Source organism: Brevundimonas pishanensis (genome assembly GCF_022750635.1).
Lineage (GTDB): Bacteria > Pseudomonadota > Alphaproteobacteria > Caulobacterales > Caulobacteraceae > Brevundimonas > Brevundimonas pishanensis.
Genome location: NZ_JAJKBG010000004.1, coordinates 267,122 through 293,238, shown reverse-complemented (window position 1 = coordinate 293,238; position 26,117 = coordinate 267,122). Strand labels below are relative to the sequence as shown.

Annotated in this window: 22 protein-coding genes; 9 read left to right on the top strand and 13 right to left on the bottom strand. The window is 61.7% G+C overall.

Annotated features, from left to right (window positions below; all coding sequences use genetic code 11):
• Positions 1-68: 68 nt before the first annotated feature.
• A complete protein-coding gene (locus LOX95_RS14300; RefSeq protein WP_242914352.1) occupies positions 69-2,615 on the top strand; it encodes a hybrid sensor histidine kinase/response regulator in 2,547 nt (848 codons plus the stop codon).
• Positions 2,616-2,672: 57 nt separating this feature from the next.
• Here LOX95_RS14300 and hemF read toward each other — a convergent pair whose 3' ends face one another.
• The gene (gene hemF, locus LOX95_RS10075) at positions 2,673-3,527 is read right to left on the bottom strand and encodes an oxygen-dependent coproporphyrinogen oxidase (protein WP_427846584.1); all 855 of its coding nucleotides are present in this window, start codon (positions 3,525-3,527) and stop codon (positions 2,673-2,675) included.
• A 198-nt stretch (positions 3,528-3,725) separates the two neighbouring features.
• Here hemF and LOX95_RS10070 point away from each other — a divergent pair, with 198 nt between their 5' ends.
• Positions 3,726-5,000 (top strand): dipeptidase, encoded by a 1,275-nt coding sequence (locus LOX95_RS10070; RefSeq protein WP_242914350.1) that lies wholly within the window; start codon positions 3,726-3,728, stop codon positions 4,998-5,000.
• Between the two features lie 447 nt (positions 5,001-5,447).
• Here LOX95_RS10070 and LOX95_RS10065 read toward each other — a convergent pair whose 3' ends face one another.
• Positions 5,448-5,906 carry a tRNA (cytidine(34)-2'-O)-methyltransferase gene (locus LOX95_RS10065; RefSeq protein WP_242914349.1) on the bottom strand — a complete coding sequence of 153 codons (459 nt, stop codon included), beginning with the start codon at positions 5,904-5,906 and terminating at the stop codon, positions 5,448-5,450.
• Positions 5,907-6,110: 204 nt separating this feature from the next.
• Between LOX95_RS10065 and petA the strand changes: the two genes are divergently transcribed.
• From petA to LOX95_RS10040, 5 genes are all read left to right on the top strand, one after another.
• The gene (gene petA / locus LOX95_RS10060; RefSeq protein WP_427846581.1) at positions 6,111-6,665 is read left to right on the top strand and encodes a ubiquinol-cytochrome c reductase iron-sulfur subunit; all 555 of its coding nucleotides are present in this window, start codon (positions 6,111-6,113) and stop codon (positions 6,663-6,665) included.
• A gap of 17 nt (positions 6,666-6,682) precedes the next feature.
• Positions 6,683-7,978: a cytochrome b gene (locus LOX95_RS10055; RefSeq protein WP_242914348.1), complete on the top strand. Its 1,296-nt coding sequence runs from the start codon at positions 6,683-6,685 to the stop codon at positions 7,976-7,978.
• Positions 7,979-7,983: 5 nt separating this feature from the next.
• Positions 7,984-8,856, top strand: coding sequence for a cytochrome c1 (locus tag LOX95_RS10050; protein ID WP_242914347.1), 873 nt, complete (start codon positions 7,984-7,986; stop codon positions 8,854-8,856).
• 120 nt (positions 8,857-8,976) lie between these two features.
• The gene (locus LOX95_RS10045; RefSeq protein ID WP_242914346.1) at positions 8,977-10,617 is read left to right on the top strand and encodes a M28 family metallopeptidase; all 1,641 of its coding nucleotides are present in this window, start codon (positions 8,977-8,979) and stop codon (positions 10,615-10,617) included.
• A gap of 94 nt (positions 10,618-10,711) precedes the next feature.
• Entirely contained in the window at positions 10,712-12,289 is a 1,578-nt protein-coding gene (locus LOX95_RS10040; protein WP_242914345.1) for a M28 family peptidase, read from the top strand.
• 64 nt (positions 12,290-12,353) lie between these two features.
• On the opposite strand, the gene LOX95_RS10035 is transcribed toward LOX95_RS10040, so the two are convergent.
• From LOX95_RS10035 to LOX95_RS10005, 7 genes are all read right to left on the bottom strand, one after another.
• A complete protein-coding gene (locus LOX95_RS10035) occupies positions 12,354-13,631 on the bottom strand; it encodes an O-acetylhomoserine aminocarboxypropyltransferase/cysteine synthase family protein (RefSeq protein ID WP_242914344.1) in 1,278 nt (425 codons plus the stop codon).
• 88 nt (positions 13,632-13,719) lie between these two features.
• Positions 13,720-14,724: a hypothetical protein gene (locus LOX95_RS10030; protein WP_242914343.1), complete on the bottom strand. Its 1,005-nt coding sequence runs from the start codon at positions 14,722-14,724 to the stop codon at positions 13,720-13,722.
• Positions 14,725-14,732: 8 nt separating this feature from the next.
• Positions 14,733-15,566, bottom strand: a complete 834-nt coding sequence (locus LOX95_RS10025; protein ID WP_242914342.1) for a hypothetical protein — start codon at positions 15,564-15,566, stop codon at positions 14,733-14,735.
• Positions 15,567-15,697: 131 nt separating this feature from the next.
• Positions 15,698-16,795 carry a redox-regulated ATPase YchF gene (ychF, locus tag LOX95_RS10020; RefSeq protein ID WP_242914341.1) on the bottom strand — a complete coding sequence of 366 codons (1,098 nt, stop codon included), beginning with the start codon at positions 16,793-16,795 and terminating at the stop codon, positions 15,698-15,700.
• Between the two features lie 115 nt (positions 16,796-16,910).
• Entirely contained in the window at positions 16,911-17,447 is a 537-nt protein-coding gene (locus tag LOX95_RS10015; protein ID WP_242914340.1) for a copper chaperone PCu(A)C, read from the bottom strand.
• A 22-nt stretch (positions 17,448-17,469) separates the two neighbouring features.
• Positions 17,470-18,840 carry a PepSY-associated TM helix domain-containing protein gene (locus tag LOX95_RS10010; RefSeq protein WP_242914339.1) on the bottom strand — a complete coding sequence of 457 codons (1,371 nt, stop codon included), beginning with the start codon at positions 18,838-18,840 and terminating at the stop codon, positions 17,470-17,472.
• 57 nt (positions 18,841-18,897) lie between these two features.
• On the bottom strand, positions 18,898-19,284 hold the full coding sequence (locus LOX95_RS10005; RefSeq protein WP_242914338.1) for a DUF2946 family protein: 387 nt from the start codon (positions 19,282-19,284) through the stop codon (positions 18,898-18,900).
• 109 nt (positions 19,285-19,393) lie between these two features.
• On the opposite strand from LOX95_RS10005, the gene LOX95_RS10000 reads away from it, so the two are divergent.
• On the top strand, positions 19,394-20,788 hold the full coding sequence (locus LOX95_RS10000; protein WP_242914337.1) for a DUF4139 domain-containing protein: 1,395 nt from the start codon (positions 19,394-19,396) through the stop codon (positions 20,786-20,788).
• A gap of 52 nt (positions 20,789-20,840) precedes the next feature.
• The gene (locus LOX95_RS09995; RefSeq protein WP_242914336.1) at positions 20,841-22,448 is read left to right on the top strand and encodes a DUF4139 domain-containing protein; all 1,608 of its coding nucleotides are present in this window, start codon (positions 20,841-20,843) and stop codon (positions 22,446-22,448) included.
• 3 nt (positions 22,449-22,451) lie between these two features.
• On the opposite strand, the gene pth is transcribed toward LOX95_RS09995, so the two are convergent.
• From pth to LOX95_RS09975, 4 genes are all read right to left on the bottom strand, one after another.
• Positions 22,452-23,057 carry an aminoacyl-tRNA hydrolase gene (pth, locus tag LOX95_RS09990; RefSeq protein WP_242914335.1) on the bottom strand — a complete coding sequence of 202 codons (606 nt, stop codon included), beginning with the start codon at positions 23,055-23,057 and terminating at the stop codon, positions 22,452-22,454.
• Positions 23,058-23,144: 87 nt separating this feature from the next.
• Positions 23,145-23,756, bottom strand: coding sequence for a 50S ribosomal protein L25/general stress protein Ctc (locus LOX95_RS09985; protein ID WP_242914334.1), 612 nt, complete (start codon positions 23,754-23,756; stop codon positions 23,145-23,147).
• A 151-nt stretch (positions 23,757-23,907) separates the two neighbouring features.
• Positions 23,908-24,972: a hypothetical protein gene (locus LOX95_RS09980; protein WP_242914333.1), complete on the bottom strand. Its 1,065-nt coding sequence runs from the start codon at positions 24,970-24,972 to the stop codon at positions 23,908-23,910.
• 104 nt (positions 24,973-25,076) lie between these two features.
• Positions 25,077-26,009: a ribose-phosphate pyrophosphokinase gene (locus LOX95_RS09975; protein ID WP_242914332.1), complete on the bottom strand. Its 933-nt coding sequence runs from the start codon at positions 26,007-26,009 to the stop codon at positions 25,077-25,079.
• Between the last annotated feature and the right edge of the window lie 108 nt (positions 26,010-26,117).

The following is a 26,117-nucleotide window of genomic DNA, read 5'->3' as shown; positions in this document are numbered from 1 at the left end:
AACCTGAATCCGGCATAAGCCCTCGCGGATTGGCCAATGGGTGTGGCTGATCCCCTCGGGGGGCTTAAGTGTTCGACGTCTGTAATGGTCTGAAACCTGCGACGCTTCGCAGTTGGGCCGCCATGTTTGCAGCGGCTGCCATCGGGCTCACGCCGCTAGTGGCCAGTGCAGCAAGCGCTGAAGGCGCTGATAATGCGCGCACAGAACTGCTGTTGGCCCATGTCGAAAAGCGAGCCTCGGCCACCAGCTTTGCGGCGCTTGAAGATTTCGGACACGAGGCGATTGCCCGCATCGATGTGGACGGATTGCGCCGTGTCCAACACGTACTGAATATCTATCTGAATAACAGTGAACTTGAGAGGGCCCGCTTCTGGAACGGGCATCTGGCGTCCAACGCCGCGCTGATTGACAACCGCCGGTACAAGAAGCTCGCCGAGTTGAACGAGATGATGATCGCCTACCGGCAGGGTGATCGTAGTCAGGCGGCCCGTATGCGGCAGGTGATGGATAGCACCTCGGACTGGTATGTCCGCTTGAACGCCGTGCGCTATTTTGCCGTGACCCGTTTTGACGATCACCAGGTCGGTGAGGGCCTAAAGCTTCTCTCGACTGTTCAGGCCCAGATACCGGCCAGCGACCCCGAGACGTTAGCGGCCCGCGCCGGCGTGTGGGAAGTGATCGGGATCGGTCTGATGTCGCTCCACGACGTGGAAGGGGTGACCGATGCCTTCACCCAGTACGAAACCAAATTCAGTCATGATGACTGGCCGCGACCGGACTTCAGCACCCTCTATAATCTGGGCCGTATGGCGATCTTCATGGGGGATACCGAAGCGGCACAACGCTTCTTTGAGTCTCACGATCGGCTGACCCAAAGAGCGGATCTGCAGGGGCTGGCGGCCCACAATGCCCTGATGTGCGCCCGTGTGGCCCGCATTCAAGATGACATGCCACGCATCCTGACCTGCCTCAAAGACCATGAGACCCTGATGGATGACGTCTATCAGCAACAGCGGGCCTGGCCGCTGTTGGCAATGGCGCTGGCGCGACAGGGCGAGCCGGCCAAGGCCGAGGCAATTCTTGCCCGCTGGGAACAGATCAACACCAGCCGTCCAGGCAGTGCGCACAGCAATCTGGCCTTGAACGCGCGGGCCGAGATCGCCTTTGCGAAAGGGCGCTATTCCGAGGGCATGGCCCTGTTGCGCCGTTATACCCTGTTGAATGCCCGCAACGATGCGCGTGCCTATAGTGAAGGCATCAATCAGGTCACGCAGGACATGCAGCAGCAGCTGTCCCAGCGGCGTCACCAGCTGACCGTCGAACAGGCCAACGTGCGCCTGCAGGGGGCCATGATACGGGCACAGACCTGGATTGTGGGCGTGACCCTGTTCTTCCTTGTGTGCGGGACATTGTTTGCGATCTGGCTGTGGGTGCAGGCGCGCGAGCTTCGTCGGGCGCGCTTGCGGGCAGAGCAGGCCAACTCCGCCAAAACCCGCTTCCTTGCCAATATGAGTCACGAGATTCGCACGCCATTGAATGGCGTGATTGCGATGGCGGATGCCTTGGCGCAGCGGCCTCTGGCCAAGCATGACCGCGAACTGGTCCAGATCATCCGCACCTCGGGCAAGACGCTGGAGGGTCTGCTCAGCGATATTCTGGACAGCGCGCGGATCGAGTCCGGCGAACTACGTCTGGAGCAGGCACCGTTCGACCTGAAGGTCATGCTGAATGACGTCATTGAACTGTGGGGAGCGCGCGCGGAGGCCAAGGGCGTCAGCATCAATCTGGTCTGCACCGACGGTATTGATCGCAAGGTGATGGGCGACGTCGTGCGGTTACGGCAGGTGCTCAACAACCTAGTGTCGAACGCGCTGAAGTTCACCGAGGCGGGATCAGTGACCGTCGAAGCCCTGCTATCCGAGCCGGACCGTGTCTATTTCTGCGTGACCGATACCGGTGTCGGATTTGATGACAAGGTGCGCCAGCGCATCTTCGCCCGCTTCCAGCAGGCCGATGAATCCATCACGCGTCGCTATGGCGGTTCCGGTCTGGGGCTCAATATCTCGCAAGAGTTGATCGGTTTGATGGGTGGTCAGATGGACTGCGCCAGTATTCCGGGCCAGGGCGCAAAGTTCTGGTTTGAAATTCAACTGCCGCGTGTACACTCTGATCCTGTTGTTGCCGACAAGAGGGACCTGATGGCCGACCACTCGGTTGCCACCTCGACGGGACTGGGGCTGAAAGTTCTACTGGCGGACGACCATGCGGCGAACCGTAAGGTCGTGGAGGTTCTGCTCGCGCCGCTGGATGTCGAAATCGTATCGGTCATGGACGGCGAGATGGCCGTGGCCGCCTTCACGGTTGATCACTTCGATCTGGTCCTGATGGATATGCAGATGCCGGTTATGGATGGCCTGACAGCGACCCGACGTCTGCGCGAAATCGAGCGTCGCGACGGGCGCGTGCACACGCCGATTGTGATGCTGACGGCCAACGCCATGGCCGAGCACGTCGAGGCCAGTCTGGCAGCAGGGGCCGATGCCCACCTGACCAAACCGCTGACCGTGCAGTCGCTCATGAACAGCATCAACAGCGTGCTCGACGTCGCCGCCTAAACGAAAAAAGCCCGCTTCATGTCGAGGCGGGCTTTTTGTCTGCTCAGGCGCGGTGGCTTAGGGCCACTTCACCAGTGGCGGCATCGAGGACAGGATCGACTCGGTGTTACCGCCGGTCTTCAGGCCGAACATGGTGCCACGGTCGTACAGCAGGTTGAACTCGACATAGCGGCCACGGCGGATCAGCTGCTCTTCGCGCTGTTCCTCGGTCCACGGCTCGTGCATGCGGCCCGCCACGATGTCGGAATAGACCTTCAGGAAGTTCTTCCCGACGTCCTGCGTGAAGGCGAAGTCCTCCTCGAAGTCACCGGTGTTGTGGTGGTCATAGAAGATGCCGCCCGTACCGCGCGGCTCGTTGCGGTGCGGCAGGAAGAAGTACTCGTCGCACCACTTTTTGTACTCCGGATAGTATTCCGGATCGTACTTATCGCACGCGTCCTTCATCGCCGCGTGGAAGGCGATGGTGTCCGGGTGATCGTCGCGGCGGTCTGCGTTCAGCACCGGCGTCAGATCGCCGCCGCCGCCAAACCAGTTCTCGGTGGTGGCGATGAAACGGGTGTTCATGTGCACAGCCGGAACATTCGGGTTCACAGGGTGGCAAATCAGGCTGATGCCGGTCGCGAAGAAGCGCGGGTCCTCAGAAGCACCGGGGACATTCTTGGCGTAGTCAGTCGGAAACTCTCCGAACACGGTCGAGCAGTGGACGCCCACCTTTTCAAACAGGCGGCCCGACATCATGCCCATGACGCCGCCGCCGCCCGCAGCGCGGTCCCAAGGGGTGCGTACAAAACGGCCAGCGGTCTCGCCGTACAGTTCGGCAGGGGCGGCGTCTTCCAACGCCTCGAAACCGGCGTGGATCTGATCGCGCAGGCTTTCAAACCAGACGCGGGCGCGTTCGCGACGCTCGTTCATCAGCTCGGGAGTAATTTCGGTCATGAGGGCTTCAACCACGATGCAGGCTCGGTGAACAGTCCGAGGATGCGCGTCTGATGCCGCAGGTGATCAGTTTCCACCTTGATCTGGATCAGACAAGGTTTCGCACGCGGGCAGTTTCCTCGGAGGCGTGGCTGTGCCAGCGTGCGGGCCAGTGATTTTATGGAGGGGATACCCATGATGCGCAAACTGATGATGGTGGCAGCGGCCACCGCAGCGCTGTTGCCGGCGATTTCGGCCCAGGCCCAGACGGCACCTGTGCGCAGCGACGCTGCGACGGAAGCTCATGTGCGCCAGATTTTGCGCCGAACGCCGCTGATCGACGGCCACAACGACCTGCCGTGGGCCTTCCGTCAGGGCTATCAGAATGATGTGCACGGGGTAGACCTGACGAGTGATCTGTCGATGAGCACCCGTTTGCATACCGACATTCCGCGCCTTCGCGAGGGCGGTGTAGGGGGCCAGTTCTGGTCGGTCTATGTTTCGGCCAACATGAGCCAGCTCGAAGCGGCCAAGGCGACGTTCGAGCAGATCGATACGGTCAAACGCATCGTCGCGGGCTATCCGCAAACCTTCGAGATCGCCACCACGGCAGACGACATTGTGCGCATCCACCGTCAGGGCAAGATCGCCAGCCTGATTGGTATGGAAGGCGGCTATTCCATCGACGACAGCCTTGGCCTGCTGCGCGAGTTCCGCCGCGCGGGCGCGCTGTACATGACGCTGACCCATTCCAAATCGACCAATTGGGCCGACTCGGGCACGGACGCGCCGAAGTGGGGCGGGCTGAACCCGTTTGGCGAAGAAGTCGTCAAAGAGATGAACCGCATTGGCATGATGGTGGACCTAAGCCACGTCTCGGCAGAGACCATGCGCGATGCCCTGCGCGTTTCCGAAGCGCCGGTTATCTTCTCGCACTCGTCGGCGCTGGGCGTGACGGCACACCCGCGCAACGTCCCCGACGACGTTTTGGCGCAGATGAAGGACAATGGCGGCATCGTCATGGTGACCTTCGTACCCGGCTTCATCAGCGAGCAGGTCCGCGAATGGAGCTCGCGCCGTGCGGCAGAGGATGCCCGTCTCAAGAGCCTGAACCCCGGTGATCCAGATCGGGTCAAACGCGAGATGGATCAATGGATCGCGGCCAATCCGATCCCGCGCGCGACGCTTCAGGACGTTGTGGCGCACATCCAGTACGTCCGCGACAAGGCGGGTATCGACCACGTCGGTCTGGGCGGTGATTTCGACGGCGTGGACAGCCTTCCGGTGGGGGTAGAGGCGGTGGATGCCTATCCGCGTATTCTGGCCCAGCTGATCCAGAACGGCTGGACCGATGCCGACATCCGCAAGATTTCCGGCGAGAACATGCTGCGCGTCATGCGTCAGGTGGAATCGGTTGCTGCCCGTAAGCAGGGCGAGCGTCCAAACCTGTCTCGCCTGCCGCAGCAGTAAGGGCGGGGATATGGGAAACGCCGTGACCAAGCTATGCGCCATTAGCGCGCTGATTGGTGCCGCATCCGTTGTTGCGGCGTGCGCTACAATCCCTGCAAAGCAGAGGGTCGAAGGCTATGTGGACATCGAGTGCACCTTGGCTCCGGACCGAAAGCCTGTCGATTGTGTCGTGGTAGAGGAAAACCCGAAGGGTTACGGTTTCGGTGCCGAGGCCATGGCAGTCATTATGCGCGGCACTCTGAGTTCTGCTTCTGCCTCGAGCGTGGGGCAGAAGTTCCGTACGCGGATTAGAATTTCGACCGATGTCGAAAACCACGAATCGACGGGTAGGGCAGAAGGCCGATAGCGCGTCCGAGAAATCCATCGGCAAGGCTCGCCTGCCGGATAATGATTTTTTTGTTGAGCGTCCCACGATGAAAAAGGGAGCCTGATTTCAGGCTCCCTTTCTTACTTCGTGGATTGGAAATGTCCGGTCTGGCGAAGGCCTTCCCAAAGGGTGATGCCCGCGGTGACCGACAGGTTCAACGAGCGAGCATTGGCCTCCAGCGGGATGATAATCCGCTCGTCCGCAGCATCGTGGACGTAGTCGGGCGCACCCGCACTTTCCTTGCCGAACAATAGGATATCATCGTCTCTAAAGGCGAATTCGGCCATCGACGTCGCTCCCTTGGTCGTCATCAACAGCAAACGACCCGGCGGCTTGTCGCGCAGGAAATCGTCCCAACTGTCATGACGGGTCATGTGGGAGAGGGGACCGTAATCGAGCGCAGCGCGCTTCATTGCACGGTCGTCAAAAGTGAATCCGGTGGGCTCGATCACGTGCAGTTCGACGCCGAAACAGGCGCTGAGACGGATACATGCCCCCACATTCTGCGGGATATCTGGTTGAAAAAGGGCGAGACGCATTCTAAGGCCCACTCATACGCGCGGGAGAGGGCCTTGTCGTGTCTTTTGTTGCGACCGCTTCTCAAGTTGCTTTTGCGACTTGAGATTGGGGTGGTCTAAACCAAGGCAGGATGGCAAAGCTTTGTTTTCCGCTTGTGAAGGTTCATGCCGACTGGACGTCCCGCATGCGTGCGGGAGGCTGATCGGATTGCAGAGGTGATACGCGTGGCCGAATCGGTCGTGAATCCTGAGGGCCCTGAAGGCCAAAACGGTGGTGGCGAAGCTACTCGCCGCGACTTCATTCATATCGCTGCGGGCGCTGCCGCGGCGGGCGCAGGCGCGATGATCGCCTGGCCGCTTATCAACCAGATGAGCCCGGCTGCCGATACGCTGGCCTTGGCATCGATCGAATTCGATCTGTCCAAGGTTCAGGAAGGCCAGCAAGTGGTCATCAAGTGGCAAGGCAAGCCGGTGTTCGTGCGCTATCGCACCCCGGCCGAGCTGGCCAAGGTCACCTCGGAAGGTGCCGTTGGCTCGCCGCCGCAGACCGACGTGGAGCGCACCAAGGCCGGTCACGAGAAATATCTCGTGGTCGTTGGCTCGTGCACCCACTTGGGCTGCGTGCCGACCTTCAACGCCGGTGATTACGGCGGTTGGTTCTGCCCGTGCCACGGTTCGCACTACGATGCATCGGGTCGTATCCGTAAGGGTCCGGCACCGCTGAATCTGGTCGTACCGAACTACGAATACCTGTCCGATACCCGCGTTAAGATCGGCTGAGGACGTACCGAGGACCCATGAGCAATCACGAATCCACTTACGTCCCTAAAACCGCGATTGAGCGGTGGCTGGACACCCGTCTGCCGATCGTCCGTTTCGGCATGGACTACGCAAATCTTCCGACGCCACGTAACCTGAACTACTGGTGGACCTTCGGCGGCATTCTGGCGATCTGCCTGATGACGCAGATCATCTCCGGTATCGTTCTGGCGATGCACTACACCCCGCACATCGGCCTGGCTTTCGCCTCGGTCGAGCGCATCATGCGCGATGTTCCGGGTGGCTGGCTGATCCGTTACGTGCACGCCAATGGCGCGTCGATGTTCTTCATCGCCGTTTACCTGCACATGCTGCGCGGCCTCTACTACGGCTCGTACAAGGCACCGCGCGAGATGATCTGGATCATCGGTTGCGTGATCTTCTTCCTGATGATCGCCACCGCCTTCCTCGGCTACGTTCTGCCGTGGGGCCAGATGTCGTTCTGGGGGGCTGAGGTCATCACCAACCTGATCGGTGCTATCCCGGTTGTTGGTGAGCCGATCCTGATCTGGCTGCGTGGCGGTCCGGCGATCGACAATGCGACCCTGAACCGCTTCTTCTCGCTGCACTACCTGCTGCCGTTCGTTATCGCGGGTTGCGTGGTTCTGCATCTGTGGGCTCTGCATGCTGCCGGTCAAAACAACCCGGTCGGCATCCTGATCCCGAAGGACCGCGAGAAGAAGGACATGCTGCCGTTCCACCCGTACTTCACGGTCAAGGACGGTTTTGCCATCATCCTGTTCTTCATCCTGTTTGCCGTGTTCGTGTTCTACAACCCGAACGCTCTAGGCCACGCCGACAACTACATCCCGGCTAACCCGCTGCAGACGCCGGCCCACATCGTGCCGGAGTGGTACATGCTGCCGTTCTACGCGATCCTGCGCGCTGTTCCGGACAAGTTCGGCGGTGTCGTGGCTATGTTCGCAGCTATCGGCATCCTGTTCGTCCTGCCGTGGATCGACCGTTCGTCGGTACGTTCGATGCGCTACCGTCCGACCATGAAGATCTTCTTCGTGATCTTCCTGTTCGTCTGCTTCGGCCTCGGCTGGTGCGGTGCACAGCTTCCGGACGCTCCGGTCATCCCGGGCATGCCGAGCTTCACCCTACTGGATGGCAAGCTGAACTCGTACCTGTGGCTGACCCGTCTGTTCACCCTGTACTACTTCGCCTTCCTGGGTCCGATCATGTTCTTCGTTGGCCTGAAAGAGAAGCCGCTGCCGATCCCGGCATCGATCTCCGAACCGGTCCTCAAGACCGAAGCTGAGAAGGCCTGAGCCCGATGAGCAAAGAGAAAAAGATCGTGTCTTTCCGTAAGATCCTCGTCTCGGCCATTGCGGCTGCGGGTATCGTCGCTGTGGCATCTCCGGCGCTGGCCGCCGGTGGTGCCAAGCACCCGCGCGATGGTGGCTTCAGCTTCGAAGGTCCGTTCGGCACCTTCGACCAGGGCCAGCTGCAACGCGGCTACAAGGTCTATCGCGAAGTCTGCGCGTCCTGCCACGGCATGGACCACCTGCACTTCCGTAACCTTGGCGACAAACACGGCCCGTTCTGGAATCCGAAATACCCGAACCCGAACGACAACCCTGTCGTGAAGGCTCTGGCCAAGGAACTGCAGGTTGCCGATATCGATTCGGAGACCGGCGAGGCGCTGATGCGTGACGCCACGACCGCAGACAAATTCCCGAACCCATATCCGAACGCCACGGCGGCTGCGGCTGCCAACGGCGGTGCGGCTCCGCCGGACCTGTCGGTGATGGCCAAGGCCCGTCACGACGGTGCCAACTACATCTACTCGCTGCTGTCGGGTTATGTGGCTCCGCCCAAGGGTCTGAAAATGGCTCCGGGTCAGAACTACAACCCGTACATGGCCGGCGACCTGACCCCGTTCTGGGAAGGCGAAGGCCATGCACCTCCGGGCGGCTTCATTGCCATGCCGGCTCCGCTGCGCGCCGGTCAGGTGAGCTACGATGACGGCACCGAAGCGACCGTCGACCAAATGTCGAAGGACGTTGCGGCCTTCATCATGTGGGCTTCCGAGCCCAAGATGGTTGAGCGCAAGCAGGCTGGTTTCGGCGTACTGATCTTCCTGATCCTGTTCGCCGGTATCACCTACGCTTCGTACCGCAAGATCTGGAAGGGCGTGGCTCACTAGGCCACCCGCTCCGGTGAAAAGATTGGCCCCGCTGACCGTCCGGTTGGCGGGGTTTTTCTTTGCCTTTGCGCCGACTGCGCTTAACGTCCCGCCATCTTATTGTTGCGGAGGGTAGGCCCCATGCGCCTGTTTACGACGGTTGCCAGCTTGGCGTTGAGCGCGGCTTTAATGTCGGGAGGTGCGATGGCGCAGTCGGTCTTCGACACCGCCCGTATATCCGAAGACATTCGCATCCTATCGGACGACAGCTTCGAGGGCCGCGGCATCGCAACGCCCGCCGAGCAGAAGGTCATCGATTTCCTAAGCCAGCGCTTTGCCGATGCCGGTTTTGCACCAGGCGGCGAAAACGGCGGCTGGACGCAAGCTGTCACCCTGAACCGTATCGCGTCGTCGAACGTGCGCGCTGCGCTGAAGCAGGGCGGGGAGGTCACGCCGCTGACGCAGGGCCAGCAGGTCACCATCAGCTCGCGCCTGCCGGGTAGTGATGTCGAACTGAAAGACGTCCCGCTGGTGTTCGTCGGCTATGGCGTGAATGCGCCCGAGCGCGACTGGAACGACTTCAAGGTCGATGTGCGTGGCAAGATCATCGTCGTGCTGGTGAACGATCCGGATTTTGAAGAGCCGGAACTCAACACCTTCGGCGGTCGGGCCATGACCTACTATGGCCGCTGGACCTACAAATATGAGGAGGCCGCCCGCCAAGGTGCCGCCGGCGTCCTGATCGTCCATGAGGACAGGCCCGCTGCCTATGGCTGGACGACGGTCGTCAACTCCTGGACCGTGCCGCAGTTCGACATCGTGCGCGCCGATCCGGCCAAGGAACGCGTTCCGGTCGAAGCCTGGATCCAGCGCGATGCTGCTGAAAAACTGTTCGAGGCGGCAGGCGTCGATTTCGAAGAGCAGAAGAAGCTGGCCCGCAGTCCCGATTTCCAGCCCGTCGACCTCAAGGCGACGATGGACGTCAGCTTTGACGTCGCTTCCAGCCAGATCGTGACCCACAACATCGTCGCCCGTCTGGAAGGCTCCTCGCGCCCGAACGAGACGATCCTTTACGGCGGTCACTGGGACCACATCGGCATCGCAACCGATGAGGGCGTAAACGGCGACAAGATTTTCAACGGTGCCGTGGACAACGCCTCGGGTACTGCTGCGTTGATCGAACTGGCCCGCCAATATGGCGCAGGTCCGAAGCCGGAACGCTCGATCGTCATGGTCGCGTTCACGGGCGAAGAATCGGGTCTGTTGGGTTCGGAGTATTATGCGGCCAATCCGCTCTATCCGCTGGAGACGACGGTCGCAGGCTTCAACATCGACGCCGCCAACGTCTATGGCCGCAAGGACAAGCTGAACATCACGGGCTTCGGTCACTCCGATCTGGATGACCGCCTCACGCAGGTCGCAGCCGCGCAAGGGCGCGGGATTGTGCCGGATGCAGGTGCTGCGGCCGGTATCTATTTCCGTTCGGACCACTTCCCGCTGGTGCGTCGCGGTGTGCCGATGGCCTATGTGAACTCGGCCGGTGACTACGTCGACGCGCCGATCGAGCCGCGGATCGCCGCCGCTGCCGAGTACGGCCGTATCGGCTATCACCAGGTTGCCGATGAATGGAGCGCGGACTGGGATCTGCGCGGCATGGCGCAAGACATGGAAGTCGTTTACGAGGCGGGCAAAGCACTGGCGAATTCGACCGACTGGCCGCAATGGAAGCCCACGTCGGAGTTCGCCGCTGTTCGTGCCCAATCCGAGGCGCAGCGTCCCTGACCGGACGTAGAAATATCGCAGGGCAGTTCGTGGGGGACTGTCCTGCAACCGAACCGTTCGCCTTGGCGCGGTTGTGGCATTGCTAGGAGGCCAAATGCCCAAATCCTTTCTTCGTGGCGTAGCGCTTGCCGCCCTCGTGTTCGTATCGGCTCCGGCCTTCGCGCAGGACTTCGAGGCGCAGCGTCTGTCGGACAGCATCCGTTTGATCAGCGCCGATGACTTCCAAGGCCGCAAGCCCGGCACCATTGGCGAGGAAAAGACCCTCGCCTGGCTGCAGGCCCAGTATGAAGCCATGGGCATGAAGCCGGGTGGTCGTGATGGCCAGTGGCTGCAACAGATCGACCTGCTGCGCCTGACCCCGAAGGCCGACGCTGTTGTGTCCGTTTCCAGCGCAGGCGGTGCGGCGACCTCGATTGCGCCAGCTGATGGCCTGACCGTCCGTGCCATCAACACGGCGGGTCTGGCGGACGTTGCTAATGCTCCGGTTGTTTTCGCCGGCTACGGCATCACCGCTCCCGAGCGGGAGTGGGACGATTATGGCGATACGGATGTGACCGGCAAGGTCGTAGTCGTCATGAGCGGCTCGCCGTCGTTCGGTAGCGAGTATCGCCGCTTCTATGCTCAAGAAGCGTACAAGGCCGACGAGGCGTTCCGCCGTGGCGCGGTGGCGATCATTACGGTCCAATCGGACTTTGCCCGCTCGCTGTCGCGCGCAGGTCGCCAACAGACCCTTAGCCCCGGTTCGGCTGAACTGCAATTCAAGGGCCAGTTGTCGGCTGAGCTGGCCAAGAGCTGGGGCATCGGCACCGTTGCAGAGGAAGCGCTCGATGCAGGTGCATTCAAGGCCCGCGCCCTGCCGCTGACCCTCTCGGTGAAGGCCGAGGAAACCAAGGACATTCTGGTCACGCACAACCTGCTGGCGCGACTGGAAGGCACCGAGTTCCCTGACGAGACCATCGTCTTCAGCGCACACTGGGATCACGTCGGCACCAACGATCATCCGGGCGACAACGTCTTCAACGGCGCATGGGACAATGCCTCGGGCACCGTCGGCGTCGTAGAAATGGCCCGCGAGTTCGCCAAGGCCGGCCCGTCCAAGCGTTCGGTCGTGTTCCTGCACGCCACCGCCGAGGAAATGGGTTTGCTGGGTGCCTATGGCTATGCGGCAGACCCCATCTATCCGCTGGCGACTACCGTGGCCGATATCAACATCGATATGTTGCCGCTGTCTGGTCCGACCCGCGATGTGCCGATCTTCGGCAAGGGCCAGAACACGCTGGAAGACATGCTGGACGTGTTGGCCAAGGCCGAGGGGCGCTACGTCTCCGACGACGGCCAGCCGCAGCAGGGCTTCTACTACCGTTCGGACCACTTCCCGTTCGCCCGCGCGGGTGTTCCGGCTCTGATGCCTTGGCACGGTGTGGACTTCGTGGACGGTGGCATCGAGGCTGGCAAGGCGGCTTGGCAGGAGCGTTTCGCTCGCGTCTATCACAAGCCCACCGACGAATGGTCCGAGGATCTCGACTTCACATCGGCGGTCGAGAACCTGACCCTGTTGTATCGTTTGGGCCGCGAACTGGCTGATAGCCGCGTCTGGCCGACGTGGAAGCCGGAGTCGGAGTTCGGTCAGGTGCGGGCACGCACCGACGCCGAGCGCGCCGACCGCCGCTAAGGCCATCTGCAGACGAAGAAGCCCTCCGCCAGATCGGCGGAGGGCTTTTCATGAGCGGCCTAGATCAGGCTGCGCTCAGCGCCTGTTCCAGATCCGCGATCAGGTCGTCGATATGTTCGATACCGACCGACAGACGCACGGTGTCTTCGGTGACGCCGGCGCGCTTTAGCTCTTCGGGCGAGAGCTGACGGTGCGTAGTCGAGGCCGGATGGCAGACCAGCGACTTGGCATCGCCGATGTTCACCAGACGGGTGAACAGCTTCACCGCATCCTGGAAGCGGGCACCGGCCGCGCGGCCACCCTTGACGCCGAAGGTCAGCAGACCCGACGCCTTGCCGCCAAAGTATTTCTGGATCAGGCCGTGCGAGGCGTGGTCCTCAAGACCGGCGTAGTTCACCCATTCCACCTTGGGGTGGGCCTTCAGCCATTTGGCGATGGCGGTGGCGTTCTCGACGTGGCGATCCATACGCAGCGCCAGCGTCTCTAGCCCTTGCAGGATCAGGAAGCTGTTGAACGGCGAGATGGCCGCGCCGGTGTTGCGCAAGAGGACCGTGCGCACGCGACCGATGAAGGCGGCTGGCCCCAGCGCCTCGGTATAGACCACGCCGTGATAGCTGACCTCGGGTTCGTTCAAACGGCGGAAGCGCTCCTTGTGCTGCGCCCACGGGAACGTGCCGCCATCGACGATAGCCCCGCCGATAGAGGTGCCGTGGCCGCCGATATATTTGGTCAGCGAGTGGATGACGATGTCCGCGCCATGCTCGATGGGGCGGGTGAGGTAGGGCGTCGGCACGGTATTGTCGACGATCAGCGGCAGGCCCGCAGCGTGTGCCGCATCGGCCAGCGCCTTGAAGTCCACCACATTGCCCAGCGGATTGCCGATGGACTCGCAGAAGACAGCCTTGGTGCGGGCATCCGTGTTGGCGGCGACGGCGTCAAAGTCATCGGCGTCGATGAAGCGCACCTCGATGCCATACTGGGGCAGTGTGTGGGCGAACAGGTTGTAGGTGCCGCCATACAGGGTGCTGGTGGCGATGATGTTGTCGCCGGCCTCTGCGATGGTCAGGATGGCGTAGGTGATGGCCGCTTGGCCCGACGCTACCGCCAGGGCCGCAATGCCGCCCTCCAGTGCCGCAATGCGCTGTTCCAGCACATCGGACGTCGGGTTCATGATGCGGGTGTAGATATTGCCTGCCACCTTCAGGTCGAACAGGTCGGCCCCGTGCTGGGTGTCGTCAAAGGCGTAGCTGGTGGTTTGATAGATCGGCACGGCGACGGACTTGGTCGTCGGATCAGGCGTATATCCGGCGTGCAGCGCCAGAGTGTCGAACTTCAAGGACAAGAGGACCTCCCCATAAAACAGGCGGTCAAAATAACAGGGTCACCCGAAGGATGACCCTGTAGAAAACTTAGCTGTATGGGTAGAAAGTCTAAAGGTCGCCCCGCGCTCTCAAAATCTGCAGCAGGGTTTCGAATGAGAGCGCCGGTATAGGCGGCATCAGCGAGGTCTCGCCTGATGGATAACCGGACAGCAGCTTCACGACCACGGTCCCATCGGCATTGGCCCGTTCCACTTCAATCGAGATCCCGCTGGGGTGTTGGACAGTGCCTTTACCGGTTTCATCCAACGCGACGTGGATGGAATAGAGCTTGTCCATGCCCGTCGGATCGACAAGGCGCGAGTACAACAGCGAGGTGCCGCGCTGACCTGCCTGCGGGCCAATACCGGCAATTACATCAAACGATACTGCACCCTTGGTGATGTAGCCGTCAGCATTGACCGCACCGAAGATCGGGGCGTCATATCGAATGGCGACTTGCTCGACATAATCCAGTTGCCCGCCGGCGACATAGCTGGCCTGGCCCCTTGCACGCTCGACGCTTCCAAGCGTGGTCGCGATGAAACGGGAATGGCGGATAGATTCGCTCCACCCGGGGTTCTCGCGCAGTTCGTCAAAGGTGCCGTCACCGTCGGCGTCACGGTAGCAGTAGTAGTCTGTCGGCCTGTTCCACGCCGGAAAACCAGCCGTGTTGCGCCAGCACCACCATTCATTCTCGCCTTCAAGGAACTTCCATAGGGCGGCACCTGCGGGGCCGTATTTGTTGGCGTTGTTGACCGGTGTGGTGATGGTCACAAACTGGGCCGGGGAGATGTCCTGCGAGGCGATGATCTGGCCGTGATCGACTGTACGGAATACCGTGTCGGGCGTGACCGCTGTTCGAACGAGGACCAAGGGCTGCGCCACAGTGACCATGGCAGATAGTTGAGATGCGCGTCGGGCGGCTTCGGTGGCAGCCTCGCTTGCGTCGTCCTCGATCTCGTCAGGTTCGGCGATTTGGACGGCGTCCGCTGGCGGTACCTGTGTCGAGCCGATCGGTGTTTCGGGCGCGGCTTGCAGGAGCAGAGCGATGGCGATGGCGGAATAGACAGTCATGCGCGTTCTCAGCCCGGAATGAGGATAGGAGTGTAGGTGGTCGAGACACTCATGGTGGCGCGATAGATCATGCCCTCTTCAGGAGCCTTGAGGATGCGATAGCGGATATTGCCTTCCTCGTCGGTCGAGAGGATTTCGATCTCCAGCCCCATCAACTGCATCCGCGTCGGACCCTCGGGGTTCAGACGTGCCCGGGCGGTCAACCCCCTGATGGGGATGTGGCCGATGGCATCGTCCGGGCGGAATCCGGCACGTAGATAGATGATACCATTGCGGAAATCGCGTTTCCCCTGAAGCGCATAGATGGTCATGTCCATGGACGGACCGTCTTGCACATCGATCTGGGTATAGGGTGCAGGGGTCTGCAAGGCGATGCGGTTGCCCGTCTCGAACACGAACAGCGGCACCCGCATGAAGGGCGCACCCGAACGCATGACACTCTCGAAGCGACCGTCTTTGTCGGTGTCCTCGAAACAGACGAACTGATCCGTTGTCCACCAGCGGGCGTTGGATTCGGCTACCGCGCAATAGGCCCAGCCCGCCGTCGTGTGGATGCCGAACATCTTCGTGCCCGCAGGTAGCATCTTGGCCAGAGCAAAGCCCGACGGCGTGTCCGTATCCATGTCCAGCCTGGCCGCACGCATGGTGGTGGTGCGAAGGCGTATGACAGGATTGGTTCTGACACTGGCGATTTCCTCGCCAATGGCGACTTCGCCCTGTGCAGGCGGATGGATAATAAGCGGCGCGGTGTCTTGCGTGCGTGTCTGGGCTGATGCCTGAGCGGCATACGCCGCGCAGCCAGCAGCGATCACCGTCGTGATGATCCGGTTGATTGGTTTCAAGTATGCCCCCCAAAGCCGCCACCCTGTAATGGCGCAGCTTGAGAACAATGTAATCTTACTCGTCGGAGCGGGCAAAGAAAAAGCACCACCCGCGAGGGGCAGTGCCTTTTTGAACGGACTGGCTGTTCGACTTAGTTGTTGAACAGGAAGTGCATCACATCGCCATCCTTGACGATGTAGGACTTGCCTTCAGCGCGCATCTTGCCCGCTTCCTTGGCACCGGCCTCGCCCTTGAGAGCGATATAGTCGTCGTAAGCGATGGTTTCGCCGCGGATGAAGCCCTTTTCGAAGTCTGTGTGGATCACGCCCGCGGCTTGCGGGGCGGTGGCACCGACCGGGATGGTCCATGCGCGCGCTTCTTTCGGACCAACGGTGAAGTAGGTCTGCAGGCCCAGCAGCTTGTAGGCTTCGCGGATCAGGCGGTTCAGGCCCGGTTCTTCAAGGCCCAGGGTGTCGAGGAATTCAGCCGATTCCTCGTCGTCCAGTACGGCGATTTCGGATTCGATCTGGGCCGAGATAACGACCGAGTTGGCGTTGTCCTTGGCCGCGCGTGCAGCGACCAGATCAGACAGCTCGTTGCCCTTGTCGGCCGAGGCTTCTTCAACGTTCGAGACATAGAGTGCCGGCAGCGCGGTCAGCAGCTGCAGCATGTCCCATGCCTTCTTGTCTTCCTTGGAGATGTCGGCGAGGCGAGCCGGCTTGCCTTCGCGCAGCTGCTCGAGGGCGGCGTCGATCATCTTCAGGGTTAGTTGCGATTCCTTGTCGCCACCCTTGGCGCGCTTCTCGACCTGAACGCGGCGGCGCTCGAGGCTCTCGAGGTCGGCCAGCATCAGTTCGGTCTCGATGATTTCGAGGTCCGAGATCGGGTCGATGCGGTTTTCGACGTGGGTGATGTCGTCATCGACGAAGCAGCGGGCGACGAAGGCCACAGCATCGCAGTCGCGGATGTTGGCGAGGAACTGGTTGCCCAGACCTTCACCCTTCGACGCGCCACGCACCAGACCGGCCACGTCCACGAAGGTGATGCGGGCTGGAATGATTTCCTTGGAGCCGGCGATTTCGGCCAGCTTGTTCAGACGGGGTTCCGGCACGGCAACGTCGCCGGTGTTCGGCTCGATGGTGCAGAACGGATAGTTTGCAGCTTGCGCCGCTGCCGTCTTGGTCAGGGCGTTGAACAGGGTGGACTTGCCAACGTTGGGCAGACCGACGATCGCGACTTTAAGGGCCATGGTATTCCTCGTGAGCGCGTGCCTTTAGCCGTTCCAAGCCGATTTGTCAGTCCGCGCGATATGTTGGGGCCTCTATATGCGGAAAAGGGCGGCCTTTCGACCGCCCTTTAAAGGATTATTCCTCGCCGCCGACAACCGGCGGGGTCCGGATGGCAAAATCGACGGACTTGGTGCCTGCATTGGCGAAGGTCAGGTCGATCTTAACTGTCTGACCCGCCACCAGCGGCGCTTTCAGGCCCATCAACATGATGTGGTTGCCGTGAGGCTTAAGCTCGGTGCGTTGGCCTTTGGGCATGGCCAAGCCCTTGGCGAGGTGGGCCATCTTCATGACGCCGCCTTCCATCTTCATTTCGTGGACTTGCGCCATGTCGGCCTGAGCGGTCGCGACGCCCGTCAGGGTGTCATCGACGCTGGAGGTCAGGATGACGTAGCAACCGCCCGCCTTGGCTCCGTTCGGCGTCGGACGGCACCAAGCGTCCTCGATGGTGATCGTGCCCTCTACGGCGGTGGGCGTCGTCGGTGCTTCGACCGCCATGGGGGCGGCCGGAGCAGCCGGGGTGGCGGGCACTTCGGTCGGAGCTGCTTCATTTTGCTGGCCACAGGCCGCCATCGTCAGGGCAGCGGCAGTTGCGAGAACGAGTTTGAACTTCATGGAACTTGGTCCTTCGGGGGGCTTACTTAACGGGACGGTTGCGACCGAGGCGTCCGGACAGGAATGCGTCGGCCAACAGGGCGACCAGCAGGCTCGCGCCGGTCAGAGGATAGAGGATTGCTAGAGGAGTGACGATAGCCAGAACGCCGCGGTAACGGGCGTCGGGCAGGGACGGCGGGGCACCGCTGCGCAAGGGCGAGAGGCGCGGCGGCCTGCGTTTCCACCACATGACAGCGCCGCTGATGCACAGGAGCCAGATGCCAACACAACCGGCCAGCATAACGATGCGGTTGATCCAGCCATACTGCATGCCTTGGTGGACCATGATGCCCCATTCCATACCCTTGGCCATGGGGCCGAAGTCGGCATAGCGCACGTCGGCTTTCACGGCCCCGGTGGAGGGCTCGACATAGAGGATGCGGGTGTCCTCGACCCGTTGGGGCTGGGTTGAGACGGTCCATGTGTGGCTGAGGTCGCGAGGGATGGAGATGACCAGCGGGCGGGCCATCTTTTGCGCATCGATGCTTTCGATAACGTGCTTGAGCGATGGCGCACCCACGCTGGATGCATCTCTTGCAAGTCCGGTACCTTCCATCGTCCAGCCGAGGGGAGCGGAGCCATGATGGGGCGCGTTTTGCGTCCACGGTGTGGCCTCGGCAGGCGCGGGCGGGCGGCCCAATGCGGTCGTGCGCATAACGCCCATGAACTGGTCGCCCCACACCGCAGACCACGGCATGCCCGTCACGGCCAGAAAGGCGATAATGCCTGCGGTATAGAAGCCTGTGAGTGCGTGCAGGTCCCGCCAGAAGGGGCGGCGGCGGACATCGGATTCGCGCGTTAGCAAGACAGCTCCGCGACGTTTGCGCGGCCACCACAGATATATTCCTGTGGCGCAAAGGATGATTGCCCAACCTGCGACAATCTCGACGACAATGTTGAGGGCCTTGCCCAACGACCCGCCGAACACGCTGAGGGAATGAAGATCCCTGACGAGTTCGGTCGGGCCTTCGTCGGGGCTAATGCCGGTAAGGTCGGCGGTGTAGGGATTAACGAAGGCGCGCAACCGACTGCCGTCAGGGCGTTCCACGCCGATCTGGACAGCCTCGCTATCGGAAGCCGGTAGGTTCACACGGGCCGCCTTCCCACCCGCAGCCGTTTGTGCGGTGACAACCCAGTCGTCGGGTGTAGCCTGTGGCGCGCTGATGGCTACAGGCAGCATCTGGCGATGGGCCAACCGCTCTATCTCGTCTTTGAACAGATAGATGCCACCGGTCAGCGACAGCAGCATTAGAAACGGCATGACGATCACACCGGCATAGAAATGCCATCGCCACACAGTGCGATAAGAACTGTTCAGGACAGGGGCGGCCTGCGTTGGGTATTTTGAAGACATGGAAAAGCTTCCTGAAATCTCGGGCTCAGGCGCGGTTCAGCGCCACGGAACGGGATTTCAGGCGAGCGGCGGGGCCGTCGAGTGCGGGCGCGGCGGTGCACGCGAGGGCGGCGGAGGCGATGCGCGTAGTGGCGCGTAGGCGTCCGTTGTCGCCAGCTTGATCGCAAGGGCAGGTACCGGAGCCGGGGGCATCGGCAGCGACGCAACCAGCGGGAGGATACAGGCCGCGCATTTGGCTCCTAGAGCCTTGTGCGGCGGGGCGTCGGTCTCCCCGACGCGGATCGTCTGTAGCCCCTCGCTGGAGCAGATGATGATCGATTGCCCCGGCTGGACCGCCGCCATGGCGGCATAGGGCATGAGTGAACCCAGCACGATGGCGAACACCGCCGCCAAAAAGGCCAGCGAGCGATGTATCGACCAGTTGTCCGCTTTACATGAGTTCACACGGCTTACTACGGCGTCAGGCCCCTTTAGGGAACAGTGCAATCAGCCGCATCTCGACAGGGTGTGTCGGGTGTGACAGCGTTCTTGGGAACACAACGGAGTTTCCCTTATGCGCCGATTGTCTGCATCTATGGGTTTGCTGGCGACCACCGCCCTTTGCGCTGCTGTCGCCGGTTCGGCGATGGCTCAGCAGGTCGAGACAGGAGCGGGCGGGCCGGACCGTCTGGCACTGACGGTCTATAACAACGACATCGCGCTGGTTGAGGATGTGCGAAGCCTGAACATCGCCTCGGGCCGTGTCCGTCAGGAGTTTCCGGGCGTGTCGGCTTCGATCCGGCCTGAGACCGTGACGCTGTCGGGGCAGGGGCTGTCGATCGTCGAGCAAAACTTCGATTACGACCTGCTGACCCCGCGCAAGCTGATGGAAGGGGCCGTTGGCCAGCAGATCGAGGTCATCCGCACCAATCCGGGCAATGGGGCCCAGTCGCGCGAACAGGCGCGGGTATTGTCGGCCAACGAAGGTGTAGTGCTCCAGATCGGCAACCGCATCGAGGTACTGCGGGACGATGGCGCGCCGACGCGTGTCGTGTTTGACGGTGTGCCGCCCAACCTTCGTCCCCGCCCTACGCTGAGTGTCACGCTGGATGCGACGGGGACGCCGCGTCGTGATGTGACCCTGAACTATCTGACCAGCGGGCTTCAGTGGAAGGCCGACTATGTCGCGCGCTTTGACGAAAAGGCGGGCAAGCTGGACCTCAACGGATGGGTCACGCTCACCAACAGTTCCGGCTCGACGTTCAGCAACGCTGTCACGCGTGTTGTCGCGGGGCAAGTTAACGTCAGCGGCGGCAATAGCTATCGTGGCGGCGGGCGCGGCAATGGCCTCAACACCGGATCGAACGCCGAGGCAGGCGACGCGCACGTCTATCTGTTGCCGGAGCGCGTGACGGTCGCCAACAACCAGACCAAGCAGGTCGGCTTGCTGGACGTCAGCAATGTTCCCGCGACCAAGCGCTATGTCTTCCAGATGGGCGGCTTTGGCACCTTTGAACAGGCGCAGGCCGCAGATGTGGGCATCGTCTTCCGCAGCGAGCCAGCGCTGCCCGCAGGGGTGATGCGCGTCTATCTGCGCGGCGAAAACGGCGAGCCGCGCTTTATCGGCGAGGATCAGATCAGCCACTCGCCAGCGGGCTCCGATCTGGTGATCTCGACGGGCAAGGCATTCGATGTGACGGTACAGCCGCGTCTGGTGTCGTCCGAGAAGGTCTCGACCCGCCGCACGGACCGCGGCCGCACGCGATTCGTCATGGAATATCGCGTTCGTAACGCGACGGGAGAAGCCAAGACCGTAGAGGTACGCCAGCGCACCTATGGCCGCGATACCGAACTGACAGCCCAGAGCATCGAAGGCGATCTGGCCGATGCCTACACCGCTGTGTGGAAGGTGCCTGTTCCGGCCAATGGCGAGACGGTCCTGACGGCCACCATCACGACGGGCGGCTGATATGCGCCCGTTGTGCGCCGTATTGGCGTGCGCGGTCGCGTGGGGGCCTCTAATGGGGGCGACCCTGCCTGCAGTCGCGCAAGAGGTGTCGGTGCCACGCGCCGAGGCTGTGTCCGAGAAGCCCGAGAGCGTTTCTGTCGTGGTGTACCGCGACACGCCCGTCGATACGAACGAACTGCTTCGTCGCTCACGCCAAAGCTGGTCACGGCTGGATCAGGAAGGTCTGGCGCTGATCGTCGAGAAGCGGGTGGTCGACGTTCCGGCGGGCGATGGCGTTATTCGCTTCAAGGGATTGGCGACGGGGATTGTGCCACATAGCGCGACGGTTGAGGGGCTGCCTGCCGAACTGCTGGAGCAGAATGCCGACTATGACCTGATCTCGCCAGCAAATGTGCTGGAGCGGGCGATTGGCGAGACGGTGACGGTTGTTCGGGCCAACGCCTCCAGCGGCGAGGTGGTTGAACAGTCGGGCGTACTGCGTGCGGGCACCAATGGTGCCGTGGTTGAAATCGACGGTCGGTTCGAGGCGCTGGATTGTTCGGGTCTGACCGAGCGACTGGTGTTTGAGAGTGTGCCCGAGGGGCTGGGCGCGACGCCGACGCTGTCGATCAAGACGCGGGCGGAGCAGGCAGGTCGCTACGAGATCACGTTGGCCTATCTGGCGACGGGTCTTCAGTGGTCTGCGGACTATGTGGCGCGGGTGTCGCCGGACGAAAGCACGATCAATCTGGAAGGTTGGATCACGCTGGCCAATTTCGGCGGCACCAGCTTTGCCGATGCGCCTGTGGTTGTGGTGGCAGGTGATCTGGCCCGTGATGCCGACACGCGGCCTATCCAGTTACGGACGCGCTATGCCAACACCACGTGCTGGCCCCAGCAGAGGTCGCATGAGGGGTGGGAGTATGCTGAGTACCGCGCCGAATATGAAGGCCCGCCACTGCCGCCACCACCGCCTACGCCCGCTCCTGCGATGATGCGAGCGATGGCCGAGGAGATTGTAGTGACGGGTAACCGCGTGAAGGCCAAGCAGGAGGATCTGGGGGATTATAAGGCCTATGTCCTGCCACACCTTACCACTGTGGCTGCGCGGCAGACGAAGCAGGTGCTGTTCCTTGCACAGGACAATATCGCCGTAGAGCGCGTGCTGGTGGCTTCAATCCTGCCCGACGATGAGGCGGCCCCGCCAAGGCCTCTGACGGTTGAGTTGCGGGCCAAGAACGACGAAGCGTCCGGCTTGGGGCTTCCCGTGCCGGAGGGCAGCGTGGCCTTCTATATCTCCACCGCTGACCTTCAGACCGCCTATGCGGGGCGGGATAAAATCTCGGACACTGCTGTGGGGTTATCGCTCAGGTTGGACTTTCAGCCCAACGCCTTAGTCACCAGCAAGGTGTTGGAAACCGGGAGTGAACACACAGGTTTTGGCACCAGTCGTCGTCAGGTCGACAGCTATCGGCTCACATTGAATAATAGTTCCGATCGGGCGGTCGCGGTGGAGATGCCACTGGATTGGCGTTCTAACGCACGAGGCTTCCGGATCGAGCACGAGGGCCTGCGGAGCCACATCGATGCAGACACCGGACAACGGGTCTGGCGCACGCGGTTGGCGGCAGGGCAGACGCGGACGTTTGACGTCCGCTGGTCCTACGACGACCCGGAGTAGGCCTTAGCCGCCGTTCGCCGCTTGGCGCGGGCTGAACTTGGGCGCGGGGGCGAGGCGCATCACTTCGCCCTGATAGCGTTCGTCGTCGCCATTGATGGCGAAGGGCAGGGCATCGGCACAGGCTTGCAGCATGGCGTCCAGCCACGGCTGGTCGGCCTTGGCAAAGTCTCCCAGCACATGGGTGTGCACCAGCTTCGGATCGCCGGGGTGGCCTACCCCCATGCGGGCCCGGCGGAAGTCGGCGCCGAGGTGCGAGATGGCCGAGCGGATACCGTTCTGACCCGCTGCGCCGCCGCCCTTTTTCATGCGGAAGCGACCGGGGGCCAGATCGATTTCGTCGTGGAAGACGATGATCTTGTCGACTGGAACCTTGTAGAATCGCGCAGCCTCGCCAATGGCGCGGCCGCTCTCGTTCATATAGGTCTGCGGTTTCATCAGCAGGATCTTCTCGCCCTCGATCTCGCCATCCTGAATCTTGGACTGGAACTTGGCCTTCTCGGGGCCAAAGCGCCAACGGCGTGCGATCTCGTCAGCGGCCATGAAGCCGATGTTGTGGCGGTTCTTTTCGTACTTTGCGCCGGGGTTACCCAGACCTGCGATGATAATCATGGGGCTTCTCTAGCCTTGGAGACGGGGCAAAGAAAAGCCCCGCAGCGTTTCCACTGCGGGGCTTTGATCTTTAGAAGTCGAAGCGGATTAAGCTTCGGTTGCTTCTTCCGAAGCTTCTTCTTCAGCCTTCGGGCCGCCCGGCGACTTGACGGTCGCGATCATGAAGTCGCGGTCCGTGATGGTCGGGGTGGTGCCGGCCGGCAGGTTGGTGATGTCCGAGAAACGGATGTTGGTGTCGTTCTCGACCTTGGCCAGGTCAACGATGAACGATTCCGGCATTTCGTCAGCGCGGATCAGAACTTCAACTTCGTGACGAACGACTTCCATGGTGCCGCCCTGACGGACGAACGGAGCTTCGTCGCCGTTGATGAACTGGACCGGCAGCGAAATCTTGATCGGAGCCGATGCGTCAACGCGCATCAGGTCGAAGTGCATCGGACGATCCGAAACCGGATCGAAGTCGACGTTCTTGGCGATGACCGGCTGGGTCTCTTCACCGTACTTCAGGGTGACCAAGTGACCCAGCAGCTTGCCGGTGTACAGCGACTTGCGGAACTCGCGCTCGCTCACCGAAATAGCAACCGGGGCCTTGTCGCCACCGTACAGGATGCCCGGGACAGCACCAGCGCGACGAACAGCGCGGGCGTTACCGGTGCCAACGCCTTCACGGACGTCAACGTTCAGAATGATCTCGGCCATAGGGCTCGCCTTCAATACAAGTAAACGCCTGCGCTGAACCTTAGCCCGCGCGGCGGGGTCATGAACCCATCGAATTCAAGAGGGCGGTCCATTACACGGAACAAGGGGGGGACGCAACCGTCCCCGCCCAAATTGCCCGTAGAATCTCAGTTTAGCCGGTAGGTTGTGACTGAGAATCTGCGGGCTGAACCACACTTATGGTCGGCACCGACGTTGGTCGGGGGCCTGCATATTGCGAAGTGCACTGGGCCAGATCGCGGACGATGTGACGACCGGTGCAGAAGATGTCTTCATAGTTCGGACGCGAGGCAGCCAGACACTGATAGAGCATCAGCTTAGACATGCTGAGGCAGAACTCGTTGTTCGATTCTACCGTCAGTGCGTCGGTGTTGGCTTTGGCTTCGTCGCCCGCAGCGCCGAGAGCGGCGAGTGCGGCAATCGCCAGCGAGTTCACAACGGCGGGCGTGTAAGGCGCACCGCGCAGAGCGCGTTCGGAGACCAGACCGTTACCGCTGTGCGCGGCAGCGAACAGGCGTGCGCTTTCCTCAGCGGACGGCAGACGCGGTACGGAGAGGCTCTTTGCGCCTTCCAGACGGGTGGTACGGTCGGCGACGTGCTGCGTAGCCCAGCGACGACGCGGATCGTTGCGTTCCTGAATCTTGTAGGCGTCGGCCTCTACGCCGTCGGCGATATAGGTGAGGGCGTCGATGTCACGAATCAGAGTCGTTACCATCAGACCTACGGCGGCGTCGGCACCCGGCAGGGTGGCGGCATAGGCGGGATCGGCGACGATTCGGCTGATCATCTCCTGACGCTGGGCCGGATTCGAGCCGTATTGGCGCACGCCGGCGACATACTCAGGCGACTGGAGCGCGAGGATGGCACCGTAGGCGATCATGCCGCGCGACATCTGGGCCGCGTCATAGGCTGCCCCCTTGCGGATTTCAGCCTGGATTTCTTCAGCACTCTGGAAGCCACCGGCCTTGATGGTGTTCAGGTCGCGCACAAAGGCCACATAGACCGATGCCGCCTCGGCGACGCTCTGGTTCAGGGCGATGGGGGGAGGCGGGGCTGCGGGCGGCTCGACTGGCGGGGCCTCTGGTGCAGGCGTCGAACAGCTGGCCAATACGGTGGCCGCGGCCAGAGCGGCGGCTGTGAGGGTACGACCTGCAGTCCATTGACGCAGAAGGGCCGGGCGCGGCTTGAAATCGGGCATCAGCGGGCTTCCCTAGTACTTCGCTTATAAGGACGCGTCCGGAGACGCGACATTAAATGGGGATTAAGGCCGACCAATACGGTGCGAAAATGGTTAGCCGAACCTTAATCGAAGAGCTTTGAAACGGATTCTTCGTTGGCAATGCGGCGGATCGCTTCGCCGATCAGAGGGGCAACGCTGACACTACGAATCTTGTTGCACGACAAAACGGCTTCCGGCTGTTCGATGGAGTTGGTGATGACCAATTCCTTCAGCGGACCGTTGGTTACGCGCTCGACAGCAGGGCCCGAAAGGACGCCGTGGCTGATGTAGGCCGAAACCTCGGTTGCGCCTTGAGCAATCAGGGCTTCGGCGGCGTTTACGAGGGTGCCGCCAGAATCGACGATGTCGTCAAACAGGATGCAGCTGCGGCCCGAGACGTCACCGATGATGTTCATCACCTCGGATTTGCCCGGTTCCGGACGGCGCTTGTCGACGATGGCAAGGTCGCAATCCAGACGCTTGGCCAGGGTGCGGGCGCGAACCACGCCGCCGACGTCCGGCGAAACGATGATGACCGAATCGCGCGGCTTGGTTTCCTTGATGTCCTGAGCCAGTACCGGCATGGCGACCAGATTGTCGGTCGGAATGTCGAAGAAGCCTTGGATCTGGCCGGCGTGCAGGTCCATCGTGAGAACGCGGTCTGCGCCCGAACGCTCGATGATATTGGCCACCAGCTTAGCGGAGATCGGAGTGCGGCCGCCGGTTTTGCGATCCTGACGGGCGTAGCCGAAGTAGGGCATGACACAGGTAACGCGGCGGGCCGATGCGCGACGCAGGGCGTCGACCATGATCAGCATTTCCATCAGGTTGTCGTTCGCTGGGAAGCTGGTCGACTGGATGATGAAGACGTCTTCACCGCGGACGTTCTCTTCGATGACGGCGAAGACCTCGTTATCCGCAAAGCGCTTTACCTGCGCCTTAGTAAGCGGAGCATCGAGGTGGTTGGCAATCGCTTGAGCCAACGTCCGGTTCGAATTGCCTGCGAGCAGCTTCATGACCGGTCATCCTTTCGCCGTGTTCGGACTGAAAAAAACTGTGTCCAATGATGTTGCAGCGCTCTCTAGGCCGTGTAGGGAGTCGCATCAACCCGCGTTTCGCCTATT